We start from the raw sequence: 13,260 nt of genomic DNA on the forward strand, positions 1-13,260 counted from the left end.
GTCGTGGTCGATCCCTGGGCCTTGGTGGAAGAGATCGCCCGCATCGAGGCACTCGGTGTCACCATCTCTCGCGAGAATCTGCGGATCGCCGAGAACGCTACCCTGATCCTGCCGCTTCACCGGGAACTCGACGCGCTGCGCGAGGCGGCCGCGGGCGCCGGCAAGATCGGCACCACCAAGCGCGGCATCGGCCCGGCCTATGAGGACAAGGTGGGGCGGCGCGCCGTGCGCGTCCTGGATCTCGCCGACCTGTCGAGCCTCAAGCCGAAGATCGAGCGCATCCTGGCGCACCACAATCCCTTGCGGCGCGGTTTGGGCGAGCCCGAGATCAGCGCCGACCAGCTCTGCGGCGAACTCACCGCGATCGCGCCGAAAGTCCTGCCTTACGTCGACACGGTGTGGGCGCTGCTGGACGAGGCGCGCCGGGCGGGCAAGCGTATCCTGTTCGAAGGCGCGCAAGGGGCGCTGCTCGACATCGACCACGGGACCTATCCCTTCGTCACCTCGTCCAACACGGTGGCGGCGCAGGCCGCGACCGGCGCGGGCGTCGGGCCCGGCGCGCTCAACTACGTGCTCGGCATCACCAAGGCCTACACGACGCGGGTGGGCGAGGGGCCATTTCCCACCGAGCTTCACGACGACACCGGCAGGCTGATCGGCGAGCGCGGGGCGGAGTTCGGTACGGTCACGGGCCGTGCGCGCCGCTGCGGCTGGTTCGATGCCTGCCTCGTACGGCAAACCTGCAAAGTCGGCGGCATCAACGGCATCGCGCTCACCAAGCTCGACGTGCTCGACGATCTGCCGGGGGGCAAGCTCAAGATCTGCGTGGGCTACAAGCTCGACGGCGCCGAGCTTGACTATCTTCCGGCCGCGCAAGGGGCGCAGGCCCGCGTGGAGCCCATCTACGAAGAGATGGAAGGCTGGGCCGAATCGACCCGGGGCGCGCGCTCCTGGGCGGAACTGCCGGCGCAATGCATCAAATATGTCCGACGGCTCGAGGAGCTGACCGGGGTGCCCGTGGCGCTGCTCTCAACCAGCCCCAAGCGCGAGGACACCATCCTCGTACACGATCCATTTGTGGATTGAGCCCCAAGCCTCGCTTTTTATCGCCTTTTTGACTCGCGCTTAAGGATATACTGACAACCTGTGCACGCGGAGGTTGTCATGACGAAGAAGCTCCAATGCGATCTGGTGATGCGAGGCGGGATCACCAGCGGCATCGTCTATCCCCGCGCCATCGCCAAGCTTTCCGAGACCTACCGCTTCCGCTCCATCGGGGGGACCTCCGCCGGCGCGATCGCCGCCACGGGTACGGCGGCCGCCGCTTACGGAGCGAAGCACGGCGAGGATCACTTCGGCACGCGCTTCAAGACGCTTCCCGCGGAGCTTGGGCGGAGGCCCGGTAACCGCCCGGGTGTTGAGGGCAAGAAGACCGTGCTGGAGCGCTTGTTTCAGCCGCAAGAGGGCACCCGCCGGCTGTTCAACGTGTTGATGTCCGGGCTCGGCCCGGAAGGATTCGCCGCCAAGATTGCCTTTGTCGTGTGGGCCCTTTGCGTCAATTACTGGGTCTACGCTGTCGTGGGCGCCGCGGTGGTGCTGCTGCCGCTCGTTGTCCTCGCTGTGACCTCAAGTCTCGGAAGCGCCGCTTGGATCCCCTTTCTCGTGGGACTCGTCCCGGCGCTTGTCTTCGTGGTCGCGGCGACGTCGGTCGGTGTCGTCCGGGACGTGCTGGTTGAGCTGCCTCGGAACGGCTACGGTCTGTGCTCGGGGTCGAGCGACGGCCGGCCCGACGAAGCGGGCGTGCTGCCGCTCACGGACTGGCTGCATGGCTTCTTCCAGTCGGTTGCCAACCGTGAGCCCGCCGAGCCGCCGGTGACCTTCGGCGACCTTTGGGGCACCCGCGACGAGCGCGCGGAGCGCGATATCGAGCTCGTCCTGATGACCACCAACATCACGCGTGGAATCTCCCAGCGCCTGCCTTTTCTGGAGGGGAGCTGGGGGCAGCTCTTTTTCAAGGAGGCCGAGTTCGCCAAGCTGTTTCCCGCATCCGTGGTCGAGCATATGTGCGCGCACGCGGCCAACGCCCGCTATCCAAAGGACATCGATACGGTCGGATTCGTGCCGCTGCCTGCGCCGGAGGACCTGCCGATCCTCCTCGGCGCGCGCATGAGCTTGAGCTTTCCGTTCCTGCTTAGCGCGGTGCCGCTCTATGCCGTCAATTTCGAGGCGCCAAAAACCAATGGCGGCAAGTTCCCGCTCGAAAGGTGCTGGTTTTCCGACGGCGGTCTCACCAGCAACTTCCCGCTGCACTTTTTCGATTCGCCGCTGCCGTCGCGCCCGACCTTCGCCATCAATCTCATCCCCTACGAGGTCGCCGCGACCGAGGTGGACGAAGTGGGCGGCACGCTCGAGCGGGTCAGCGGCGTCGCCGCCGAGAGTGACAAGAACGGGAAGCCTCAAGGCTGGGACCATGTCTGGATGCCAAGCCGAAACTCCTCCGGCATTGGGTCGGCTGCGCGCTTCAACAAGTTCCAGACCGTCGCCGGGTTCTTCGGCGCGCTGTTCGATACCGCGCGTAACTGGGCCGACACCGAGCTCATGGCGCTGCCCGGCTATCGCGAACGCGTGGTGCACGTGAAGCTCGCCGAGCATGAGGGCGGCATGAACCTGAACATGGGTTCGGACCTCATCGAGGAAATCGGCGCACGCGGAGAGCGGGCCGGCGAACTGCTCGCTGCGCGCTATGGGCCGAACCCGGATAAGGATCCGCAGTCCGGCGATGACATCGAGCTGACGTGGGACAATCACCGCTGGCTCCGCTATCGCGCCACCATGGCCGCATTCGAGGACCTCGCGCGCCGATTCCGTAAGGCGTGGCGGGATGCGGACAGACAAAAGCCGTGGCGCGGCTACGACGCTCTGTTGGACCGCGGAAGCAAGGATGCGCCCACGAGCTATCCGTTGCAGCGCCCCGAGCAGCAGAGCTTCGCCTCGGAGGCGACGCGGGCATTCGTCGAGTTCGTTTCCACCTGGACGGACGACCAGACCTTCGATCGGGGCGAGGACTCAAGCCAAGGCCGCTCGCCGCGGCCAAAGCCCGCCTTGCGCATGATGCCGCTCGGCAGTAACGATCCCCGGGCGGAGCGGGCGGACTAGTTTGGCTGGCAGGCGCCGTTCCGCTTGCAGCTGAGAACGGGGCAGGACGTGGCCGAGAAGACATATCCCTGGAAGGTGGCGTGGATTACGGGCGCCTCGGGCGCTATTTGCGGCGAGATCGCGAAGAGGCTTGGCAATGCCGGCGTGAAGGTCGCCGCCACGGCGCGGCCGAGCGACAGGCTGGATGCGCTCGCCGCCTCCAGCGACAACATCACGGCGTTTCCCGCCGACGTGCTCAAGCCCGAAGAGCTGAAAGCCTGCGCGGCCAAAGTCGAAGCGGCGTTGGGGCCGATCGATCTCGCGCTGCTCGGCACCGGCATGTATGTGCCCTTCGACATCCGCAATATAGATCTCGACGGCTTCCACAAGTCCATGGCGCTCAACGTGGACGGGGTGATCAACGGCATCGCCGCGGTCCTGCCGACAATGCTGGAGCGGCGCGAAGGCCAGCTCGCCATCATGGGCTCGCTGTTCGGCTATGCGGGCTGGCCCGGCAACGGCAGCTACGGCGCAAGCAAGGCGGCGGTGATCAATCTGGCCGAGAGCCTCAAACTGGAACTTAAAGGCACCGGCGTCGACGTGACGCTGATCAATCCGGGCTTCGTCGATACGCCGCTCAATGCGTCCTACGATCCGAAGAAGAAGCTCTTCGTCATGAGCAAGGAGCGCTGCGCGCGGAAAATCCTCGAGAAGCTGCCGAAGCGGCCTTACGAGATCGCCTTCCCGATCCAGGTCGAAGGGTTCCTCAAGACGGTGCGCGACATGCCGCGCATGGTGTCCTTCCCGCTGGTGCGCTGGTTCATCAAGGCGACGGGCGCTTGAAGATGCGCGAGACGTTCGAGATGTTCTCGGGCTACAACGCCTGGGCCAACGAGCGTCTCTACGATGCTGCGGCGCAACTCTCCGATAAGGACTACCGCGCCGATCACGGCGCCTTTTTCAAGTCGATGCACGGCACACTCAACCATCTTCTCGTGGCCGACCGCGTGTGGATGCACCGCTTCACCGGCGAGGGGCCTCTGCCCACTGCGCTCAACGCCATTCTCGAGGACGATTTCAACGATCTGCGTGCGGCGCGGGCGGAGGAGGATGCCCGCATCATCGCCTATGTGGAAAACCTGACTGACGAGGACCTTGCCGGCGACATCCGCTACCGCACCAGTAGGCCGGCGGAGATGGTGCAGCCGCTTCGCTACGCCCTGTCACACGTCTTCAATCATCAGACGCATCACCGCGGCCAAGCCCATTGCCTGCTCACCAAGCTCACGGGTGACGCGCCGTCACTCGACCTGATCGTGTATCAGCGCGAGACCGTATGCGCGGGTTCATCAGGCGCGTAACCTACGGTTTTCATCAATTTGAGCTCTCATTCAGGTTGCCGGGTAAAGGGTCCGTCAGGCCGTGCAACCGGAAAGTCTCCTCGCGCGTTGTGCGTTTCGCAAACGAGAAGGAGACTCCCCCATGAAGTACCTTGGAAGCGCTGTCTTGGCTCTCAGTGTCTTTGCCTTCACCACCGGCGCGTCGGCCGCCGTGGTGTGCAACGCCGACGGAGATTGCTGGCGGGTCAAGGAAAAACATGAGTACCCCGCGGGCGTGAACCTCAACATCTACGGTGACGATTGGGCGCCTCGCGAGGGGTATCGCTGGCGCGAGCCTGGCGAGGGCCGCGGCTATTATCGCGGCGGTGCCTGGATCGGCTTCTAGGCGAGAGGTTTAGGAGCACTGTGAGGGGTGACGCCTCGCGCGTCGCCCCTCATTTATTTCGGCGCATATTGAGCCTTACGCCGCTTTCGAGCGCGCTGGCGCTAGTCTCTAAGACAGAAATTCGCGGAAATAATTATCCAGCAAGCGGTCGTGAGGATCGACCTCCTTGCGGCGGGCGGCGAATTGCTGGAGCCGCGCCCCGAAGGCTCGACGCACCATGTCGCGGGTCAGGAAGGGCGTCTGGTTGAACAGCGGCGTGCCCCCGCGCTCGCTACAGAAGTCATTGTAGGCGTGGAGGAATTCTTCCCATTCCGGCCCGCCGGTGGAGGCCGGGTCGATGCTCATGCCGGGCCCCTCCCAGGTATAGGAGAACAGTGCCTCGACATCCCGGCAGATGGCGTAGCCGACGCTCGGCAGATTGCAGCGGAAGCCGGTATGGGCCTCGTAAGCGATGCAGAAATCGCAATACTCATCGAGGATGTCGAAGAAGCCGCCCTCCCGGAACGACCACATGCTGAACAGGTACTTGGTATCGCCGGGATTGCGCGGGTAGTTGATGATCTGCGCATGCGGCCAACTGCGCTCGGAGCGCACGAACCAGACCATGGCCTGGCGCAGCAGATAGAAGAACGAGTCCTGCGCCCGGTCGTGCCATTTCCGGTTCTTGATGTTCTTGTCGATCCATATCACCCCGGCCGGCGCGTATTTGCGCCAGAAGCGGTTGCGATAGGCCCAGCGGTATTTCGACTTGGGCGCCGCTTCCGGATTGTCCTTGCGCAGCTCGACCACCACGCGTTTGGCGTAGGGGAAGATGTAGTACATCACCGCGTAGCCGCGCGCTTTGTAGACGGGGAAGAACTTGCGGAAGTTCTCGAGGCTCAACGAGTAGTGGCGCACCGACAAGGCCGTGGTGGGCCGGACCTTGAGGCTCACCTCGAAGATGATGCCGAACAGCCCGTAGCTGGAGCGGAAGATCTGCATCTCCTTCGGATTGTTGGCCTCGGTGAGCTCGCGGATATCGCCGTGCGGCGTGACGAAGCGCACGGCCGTCACGTAGGAGCTGATCTGGCCAAAACCGCTGGGGAAGGATGAGTCCTTGGTGGCGGCGCAGGCCATGGCGGCCAGCGTCGTATTGCCGATCTCGGTGGTGACGTGGGGTTGGAGTCCGCGCTCGCGCAGCGCTTGGGCAAGCTGAATGTACGACACGCCGGCTTCCACCGTGACCGTGTCGTCGGTGAAGTGCAGGATGCGGTTCATGGCCTTCATGTCGACCATGGTGCCGCCTTGGTCGTCGCCGTTCATGCGCGCGGTCGAATGCATGGAGCCCGCGGGCCGCACGGGCGTGGGAAAGCGCACCGTGTCGGTCACGATCTCGATGATGTCCTCGACGCTTTCCGGGCTCACCTTCACCCGCGGGTGATAGGTCCAGGTCCCGTCCCAGCTTTTGATGGTGACGTCCTGTTGGATGTCCATGAACTTCCCTCACTCCTCGCGGCGCAAGACCATAACGGAATGAGCCCGCGAATCCAGGCTCCTGAAAAAGCAGCCGAACGGGCCCATTGAGAGCGGCAAGGACGCCTTCAAACTTGACGCAGATCAAGGAGGCGCAGGCGCCATCCTATGGGTTGAAGGGGGGCAGAGGGAATGCTTAGGTCTGCCGCAATTTGCAGCTATTTCGCGGGTTTGGATTTTGCATCGGAGGGTCGTGACGGACGTGAAGCGGTACTGCATCATCGGGGCGGGCGCCTGCGGGCTGGCCGTGGTCAAGACCTTCGCCGAGCGGGGAATTCCCTTCGATTGCTTCGAGGCGGAAGGCGATATCGGGGGCATCTGGAACCCCGACAGTCCCCACGCGGTCTATGGCTCCACGCACCTGAATTCCTCCAAGAAGCTGTCCCGCTACCCCGACTTCAAGTTCCCCGACGAGATGCCGTACTATGTGAGCGCGGCGCAGGCGCACGAATATTTGCGCGCTTATGCCGCGGAGTACGGGATCTACGACCGCATCACCTTCAACACCCGCGTTTCCGCCATCGAGCGGGCCGATAAAGGCTGGCGGGTGACGCTGGAGGGGGAGAGCGAGCCGCGAGCCTATGACGGGGTCGTCGTCGCCAACGGTCACCATTGGCATGCCTACGTGCCCGACTATCCGGGCACGTTCGCGGGCGAGATGCTCCACTCCCACGAGGTGAAGTCGAAGACGCAGCTCAAGGACAAGCGCGTGCTGGTGGTGGGCGCCGGCAACTCGGCGGTCGACATCCTGGGCGACGCGGCGCTCGACGGTAAGGCGGCGGTGCATTCGATGCGCCGCACCTATTACTTCTTCCCGAAGATGCTGTTCGGCAAGCCGACCGACGCGGTGATCGACCGCTTGAGCCATTTGCCGCTGCCGCGCCGCTTTATGTATTCGCTCTACAAGCTCGGCATGTGGGTCTTGATCGGTTCGCATGAGCGCTACGGCCTGCCGAAGCCGGATCACGATCTATTCGAGGCGCACCCGACGGCCTGCACGACCTATCTCGATCACATCGTGCATGGGCGCATCGTACCGAAGCCCGGCATCACGCGGTTCGACGGGAAGCGCGTCTTTTTCGACGACGACACGTCGGAGGAGATCGACCTGCTGGTCTGGGCCACGGGGTTCCGCGTCCACTTTCCGTTCATGGACGATTCTTACGTGCTCGATGAGAAGGGCTGGCCGAAGCTGTTCATCCACACCTTCCATCGCGAGTGGGACGACTTCTTTGTGTGCGGGCTGTTCGAGCCGGCCGAGGGCGGCGTGTGGCAGATCGCCGACTATCAGGCGCGGCTGATCGCGGCCTTCATCACGGCCCAGGAAGAGGACCCGAAGAGGGCGGCGTGGTTCCATGCGCTCAAGCGTCACGCCAATCCCGATATCGGCCACGGGCTCAAGCACCAGGACACGCCGTGGCACCGCTTCGAGATCCAGCATTTGCGCTTCCGCCGTTACATGAGGCGGCTGCTCAAGAAGTTCGGGCCGTGTGCCCCACCGGAGCAGGAGATGCGCACCATGGGCGAGACCGCCGAAGAGCGGGAGGCGGAAAAGCTGAAACTCGCCTCTTGAGCGGATATCAGACGCCGATACAAAAAGACCCGGACGCGATGTCCGGGTCTTTTTTCGTGTCCTGAAGGACGATGCTTACGCGGTCGGCGTCGCCGTTTTCTGCACGGCCTTCTCGACGGGCTTATAGGCCTCGCGCGCGACGGACGCATACACCTCGCCGATCTTCGAGGCCTCGGAGACCCAGCTGTCATAGGCCTTCTTGGCGGCCTGAGACTGGATCTCGACGGCCTGCTCCAGCGACTTGGCGCCGAGGAGCTTCTCGAAGGTGCTGGTTGCGTCGGTGACAGCCTGCTTCGAATAGCCGGTCACGCGGGCGCCGATGTCCTGGAAGCCGCGGTTCAGCTCACCATAGGAGCGAAGCATCGCGTCGTAATTGTCCTTGGAGATCTTCTGGAAGTCTTTGGTAGCTTTTTCAAATGGCTCAAACATGTCGGTTCCTCTCTCTGTAAGCGTTCATGCTCACAACTAGGAAATATTGCACCGCACAATGAATTTCAAGGGCAATTTTGTGCAGTGCAGCAATTTCTTTTTGGCGGATTATTGCCCTTTTTTGCGCTGGAACCACCGAAAGGGGCCCCAGTTGCGACCCAGTCCCGATCGCTAGCAGCGATTGCCGAGCGTGAAGACGCAGACCATGCCCTTGCCGGTCTTTCTGAGGACCGTGCCGGTGCCCCTGACGACCTAATCACAAGTCTAACATTTGGGCTGGGCGGACTGGACCGGCAAGGGCCGGTGTGTATCGCGGGCCGCAAAAGCTTGAGCCGACTCGTTCGCGTCTTTAAACCCATTTGATGGCGCTGAGACGTGTGAAGCTTCTGGCGACCGCCAGACGCTGGACCATTCCCAATCTCAAGCAGTTCCGCGAGAGCCGGCAGCCGACGGTGTGGCTGTTGGCGCCTCTGATCGGCCTGGCCACGGGCATCGCCGCCATTGTCTTTCGCCTGGCTATCGGCGCCTTCCAATGGCCCTGGCTTCAGGACATGTCGGAGAACGTGGCCGCGGCCGCCCGCGAACAGCCCTGGTGGGTGATCGTGCTGGCGCCCGCGGTAGGCGGTCTGCTCGTGGGGCTCATGCTGCGCTATTTGCTCACCGCCAAGCGCACGGACGCCGTCCCCGACGTCATGGAGGCGCGGGTCAATGCCGGCAGAGGGCTGGACCTGAAACAGGGGCTGCTCAGCGCCCTCGCCAGCGCGCTGTCGCTGGGCGCGGGGGCGAGCGCCGGACGCGAAGGACCGATCGTGCATCTCGGCGCGACCATCGCGGCGGCCGCCTCGAACCGTCTCAGCCTGCCCAATGCCGCCCGGCGCACGCTGCTAGCCTCGGGCGCGGCCGGCGCGGTCGCCGCCTCGTTCAATGCGCCGATCGCCGGCGTTCTCTTTGCCCAAGAAGTGATCCTCGGCCATTTCTCGATCAGCACCTTCGTGCCGCTGGTCTTGTCCGCGGTGGTGGCGACGATCCTGTCGCAAGCCTGGTTCGGCGACGTGGCCGCGTTCGTCGTGCCGAGCTACCGCATCGTGTCCTATCTCGAAGTGCCGGCCTTCGTGCTGCTCGGCATCGTCGCCGCGGGCGTCGCGGTCATCTTCCAGCTCACGGTGCTGTCGGTGGATTGGTTCGCGCGCAATCTCAAAATGCCGCTGGTGGCGCGCCCGGCGGTCGGCGGGCTGCTGATCGGCATCATCGCCGTCTGGTTTCCGGAAGTGCTGGGCGTCGGCTACGACACCACCGACGCGGCGCTGAAGGATCAACTGGCGATCCACATTATGATCATCCTCATCGTGCTCAAGACGATCGCCACGGCAATTGCGCTCGGCTCGCGCTTCGGCGGCGGCGTGTTCTCGCCGGCGCTTTATCTCGGTGCCATGACCGGCGGCGCGTTCGGTTTGATCGCCGCCAGCGCCTTTCCCGAGGTGGGCTCGAGCGAGGGGCTCTATGCCATTCTCGGCATGGGCGCGGTGACCGCCGCCGTGCTCGGCGCGCCGATCTCGACCACGGTGATGGTGTTCGAGCTCACCGGCGGTTTCGAGCTCAGTCTTGCGCTGTTGCTCACGGTGGCCATCGCCAACGGCATCAACCAGATGATCCTCGGCCGCTCCTTCTTCCAGGCGCAGCTCGAATCCCGCGGCATCGTCTTGCATGAAGGCCCCCACCGCACGGTGATGCGGGACATTCGCGTGTCCGACATCATGCGGCCGCCGCAAGACGGCGATCCGGTCGTGCTGCCCGAGGGTGAGCGCGAGCGGGCGTTGCAAGCCGATGAGACGCTGGAGACGGCGTTGCGCGCCTTCGACACCATGGGCGCGGACCGGCTCCCCGTGGTCGAGACGCACGACCGCAGCAAGATCCTTGGCTGGGCCAGCCAGTCCCGGGCGCTCTCCGCCTTCAACAAGGCGCTGATTGCCGCGAGCGTCGAGGAGCATCGCTAGGCTCTAAGGTGCGGCGGCGGGCGCAGGCTGCGGCGGGGTTTGCGCTTCCTCCGGGCCGTCGCCTTGCCCGGGGTTCGGCGAGAAATAGGCGAACTTATCGGGCGTGCCGTTGAAGGAATCCGCGTCCGGCGGTGGATCGCGCTTCACCGCGATGTTCGGCCAGATGTCGGCATGCTCGGCGTTGAGCGTGAGCCATTTCTCGAGCCCGGGTTCGGTATCGGGGGAGATCGCCTCCGCGGGGCATTCCGGCTCGCACACGCCGCAGTCGATGCATTCGTCCGGATGAATGACGAGCATGTTCTCGCCCTCATAGAAGCAATCGACCGGACACACTTCCACGCAGTCCATGTATTTGCACTTGATGCAGTTCTCCGTGACGACGTAGGTCACGGCGCGGCCCGCGGCCGGTCCTGCTCGGGCTTGTAGAACAGCGCAAGCTGAAGGCTGGTGGCGATGCGTCTTGCCTTGTCCATGAAGGCGGCAACGGTCGTCTGGTCGAATAGTTCGGCGCAGGTCTCGGCGAACAGTGCGAGCCAGCGTTCGAACAGCGCCGGCGTGATCCCTTCGGCGCGGCGGTGGGCGGCAACGGGATTGCCGTGATAGCGGCCCGAGGTCAGCATGATCGACGACCAGAAGTCGCGCATGGTCGCAAGATGCGCGGGCCATTCTTCGTCGGCGATGGCGTGGGCGAAGATCGGGCCGAGCTCTTCGTCATGGCGCACCTTGGCGTAGAAGCGGTCGACCAAAAGGCGAATGCCGTCATCGGACAGCGCGGCGCGATCCTGCGCGCAATCGATACCGGGACAGTCGGTCATGGCGAAACTCTCCATGCTCCATGCAAGACAATGGCGTCCTCGTCTCCCTATTTAGGCAGACGGAGAGTTAAAAGCAATATGAAAAATACATGTTTAGATGACGGTGCGGTCCCCTGACGCTGCGACAGGAGCGGCTAGCCCTTTGACCCCCGCGCTTTCTTGGCGGCGCGGCGGAGCTGGCTGGCGACCGTCTTGGGAAACAGCGCGTTCAGCACGAACAGCGCGCGGTAGACGGCCGGCTTCACCACGAAGAGCGTCTTCCGGGCCGCGCCTGCGAAGATGGCGTCCGCCGCTTGCGCCGGGCTCAGGGTCGGCATCAGCCACGGATTGGCACTGGGGACGTTCTCGAGGCTATCGGGATTGTGCTCCCAATAAGGGGTGTCGACAGTCCCCAACACCACGAGGGTGACGGCCACGCCGGTTCCCTTCAGCTCGCTTTGCAGGCCTTCGGCGAAGCCGGCCAGCGCGCGGCGCGCGGCGATATAGGCCGACGCGTTGGGCCAGGCGAGATAGGAGGCGGGCGAGGTGACGAAGACGATGCCACCCGCGCGCCGGGCGATCATGGCCGGAGCGAAAGCGCGGGTGAGGTTGAAGGCCGCCAGATAGGGCACGTCGATCATGGCCCTGGCGTCTTCCGGGCTCGTCTCGACGAGCGGCAGCCAGCGTCCGGCGCCCGCATTGTTGATGAGGAGGTCCGGGGTGCCGATCTCGGCCTCGATGCGCGCCGCGGTCTCCTTGGTGGCTTCGGACCCTTGAAGATCGATGGGGAAGGCGGTGGCGGTGCCGCCCGCCTCGCGAATGGCGTGGGCCACGCCGTAAAGCCGCTCGGCGTTGCGGGCGAGCAGCAGGACATGGGCGCCCGCGGCGCCGTAGCGCAAGGCCGTGGCCTCGCCGATGCCGCTGGAGGCGCCTGTCACCAGCACCAGTTTCGCTGCCATTTCCCGGTCCTCAGGCCCAGACGGCCCCCTGCTGGGCCACCCTGCACGATCATGCCGTCGCCAAAATGCCGTCGCACTGTGGCACAATGGTAACAGGATTCGGGGAACGCGTTGCCGGGCGTTCAAGACGCTGGAATCGGCGCGCGCCGCCCGCGATAATCGCGCAACTCTAGATAGGTTGAGGGAGGCTTCGATGAGGTCGTATTGGCGTGGCTTGGCGCTGGCATTGACGGCGGTTGGACTTTGCCTGGCTCAAGGCACCACGGCGCAGGCGGGTTGCGTTGGGTTAAATGGCACCGCCGACGGGGTGAACAAAGCAACGGCTGTCGCCCGTTCCCAGAATGCCCTTGCGGTGGCGATCCAGGAATACAAGGCTGCAAAGCGCATTAGCTCCGTGAGCATCAGCGCCATGCGTCCAAACCCGCAGCCGTATTGGCGCACCAGCGTCTCGCCGGACCTCTACCAGAAGCCGGACGTGGTGACGCGGCAGTCCTATACGTTGTGCTGGTCGGGCGTGATCTCGCCGACCGTTTGTTCGTCGGGCGCCAGGGTCTGCTGGTAACTGAACTTCGCTTGAGCAAGTAAGACGTTCCCGGAGCTCCGTCTCCGAGGGCGTCTCTGCGTGCCTGCGTGTGCTAGTGCGCTGGGATCAGCGCCACCTTCTTCGGCTTCGACATGAAGAACAGCACCGGCAGGATCGCCAGCGTGCAGATGCCGATGAACCAGAAGATGTCGTTGAACGCGAGCATTTGCGCTTGGCGCGCGAGCTCGTGTCCGATCACGGGGCCCGCTTGCGGCGAGAAGGGCGTCAGTCCCTTGTCGGCCAGATAGGGCAACAGCTCCTGATTGTAGGGCGTGACGTGGCTGGTGAGCTCGGCAAAGTGGATGTGGGTCTGCCGTACGAACAGCCAGCTCACCACGGCAATGCCGGCCGAGCCGCCAATGCCGCGCATCAGCGAATAGACGCCCGAGGCCTCGTCGTATTTGGCGGAGGCGATGCTGGCGAAGGCGACCGCCGTGAGCGGCACGAAAAAGAGACCGGTGCCGACGCCTGAGATCATACCGGGCGTGGCGATGCTCCAATAATCGACCTGAAGATTGAAGTGCGCCATCATCAGCGTACCCACCGCGGTGAGCAC

General features: G+C 64.3%; 13 protein-coding genes and 1 pseudogene. 8 read left to right on the forward strand and 6 right to left on the reverse strand.

Features of this window, described 5'->3' with window-relative positions; all coding sequences use genetic code 11:
* The 5 genes from ACSLE4_RS11510 to ACSLE4_RS11530 form a co-directional block, all read left to right on the forward strand.
* A partial coding sequence (locus ACSLE4_RS11510; protein WP_435904586.1) for an adenylosuccinate synthase occupies positions 1–1,086 on the forward strand: 1,086 nt, incomplete at its 5' end.
* 78 nt (positions 1,087–1,164) lie between these two features.
* Positions 1,165–3,156, forward strand: coding sequence for a patatin-like phospholipase family protein (locus ACSLE4_RS11515; protein ID WP_435904587.1), 1,992 nt, complete (start codon positions 1,165–1,167; stop codon positions 3,154–3,156).
* A gap of 48 nt (positions 3,157–3,204) precedes the next feature.
* Positions 3,205–3,978 (forward strand): SDR family NAD(P)-dependent oxidoreductase, encoded by a 774-nt coding sequence (locus ACSLE4_RS11520; protein WP_435904588.1) that lies wholly within the window; start codon positions 3,205–3,207, stop codon positions 3,976–3,978.
* A 2-nt stretch (positions 3,979–3,980) separates the two neighbouring features.
* On the forward strand, positions 3,981–4,496 hold the full coding sequence (locus ACSLE4_RS11525; RefSeq protein ID WP_435904598.1) for a DinB family protein: 516 nt from the start codon (positions 3,981–3,983) through the stop codon (positions 4,494–4,496).
* 121 nt (positions 4,497–4,617) lie between these two features.
* Positions 4,618–4,860 (forward strand): hypothetical protein, encoded by a 243-nt coding sequence (locus tag ACSLE4_RS11530; RefSeq protein WP_435904589.1) that lies wholly within the window; start codon positions 4,618–4,620, stop codon positions 4,858–4,860.
* A 108-nt stretch (positions 4,861–4,968) separates the two neighbouring features.
* Here ACSLE4_RS11530 and ACSLE4_RS11535 read toward each other — a convergent pair whose 3' ends face one another.
* The gene (locus ACSLE4_RS11535; RefSeq protein ID WP_435904590.1) at positions 4,969–6,333 is read right to left on the reverse strand and encodes an FAD-binding protein; all 1,365 of its coding nucleotides are present in this window, start codon (positions 6,331–6,333) and stop codon (positions 4,969–4,971) included.
* 232 nt (positions 6,334–6,565) lie between these two features.
* Between ACSLE4_RS11535 and ACSLE4_RS11540 the strand changes: the two genes are divergently transcribed.
* Positions 6,566–7,945 carry a flavin-containing monooxygenase gene (locus ACSLE4_RS11540; RefSeq protein WP_435904591.1) on the forward strand — a complete coding sequence of 460 codons (1,380 nt, stop codon included), beginning with the start codon at positions 6,566–6,568 and terminating at the stop codon, positions 7,943–7,945.
* A 75-nt stretch (positions 7,946–8,020) separates the two neighbouring features.
* Here ACSLE4_RS11540 and ACSLE4_RS11545 read toward each other — a convergent pair whose 3' ends face one another.
* Positions 8,021–8,374 (reverse strand): phasin family protein, encoded by a 354-nt coding sequence (locus ACSLE4_RS11545; RefSeq protein ID WP_435904592.1) that lies wholly within the window; start codon positions 8,372–8,374, stop codon positions 8,021–8,023.
* Positions 8,375–8,736: 362 nt separating this feature from the next.
* Between ACSLE4_RS11545 and ACSLE4_RS11550 the strand changes: the two genes are divergently transcribed.
* Positions 8,737–10,368, forward strand: coding sequence for a chloride channel protein (locus ACSLE4_RS11550; protein WP_435904593.1), 1,632 nt, complete (start codon positions 8,737–8,739; stop codon positions 10,366–10,368).
* A 3-nt stretch (positions 10,369–10,371) separates the two neighbouring features.
* Here the strand turns inward: ACSLE4_RS11550 and fdxA are convergent, their stop codons facing one another.
* The 3 genes from fdxA to ACSLE4_RS11565 all read right to left on the reverse strand — a co-directional run bounded on the left by fdxA (position 10,372) and on the right by ACSLE4_RS11565 (position 12,121).
* A complete protein-coding gene (gene fdxA, locus ACSLE4_RS11555) occupies positions 10,372–10,758 on the reverse strand; it encodes a ferredoxin FdxA (RefSeq protein WP_435904594.1) in 387 nt (128 codons plus the stop codon).
* Positions 10,755–11,183, reverse strand: a complete 429-nt coding sequence (locus tag ACSLE4_RS11560) for a group III truncated hemoglobin (protein ID WP_435904595.1) — start codon at positions 11,181–11,183, stop codon at positions 10,755–10,757. Before ACSLE4_RS11560 ends, fdxA begins: the two co-directional genes overlap by 4 nt.
* A gap of 134 nt (positions 11,184–11,317) precedes the next feature.
* On the reverse strand, positions 11,318–12,121 hold the full coding sequence (locus ACSLE4_RS11565; RefSeq protein WP_435904596.1) for an SDR family NAD(P)-dependent oxidoreductase: 804 nt from the start codon (positions 12,119–12,121) through the stop codon (positions 11,318–11,320).
* A 193-nt stretch (positions 12,122–12,314) separates the two neighbouring features.
* Here ACSLE4_RS11565 and ACSLE4_RS11570 point away from each other — a divergent pair, with 193 nt between their 5' ends.
* A complete protein-coding gene (locus tag ACSLE4_RS11570; protein ID WP_435904597.1) occupies positions 12,315–12,683 on the forward strand; it encodes a hypothetical protein in 369 nt (122 codons plus the stop codon).
* Between the two features lie 73 nt (positions 12,684–12,756).
* Here ACSLE4_RS11570 and ACSLE4_RS11575 read toward each other — a convergent pair.
* Positions 12,757–13,260: pseudogene (locus ACSLE4_RS11575) on the reverse strand (hypothetical protein); the annotation flags it as partial.

The sequence above is a fragment of the Methyloceanibacter sp. genome, from assembly GCF_051306395.1.
Lineage (GTDB): Bacteria > Pseudomonadota > Alphaproteobacteria > Rhizobiales > Methyloligellaceae > Methyloceanibacter.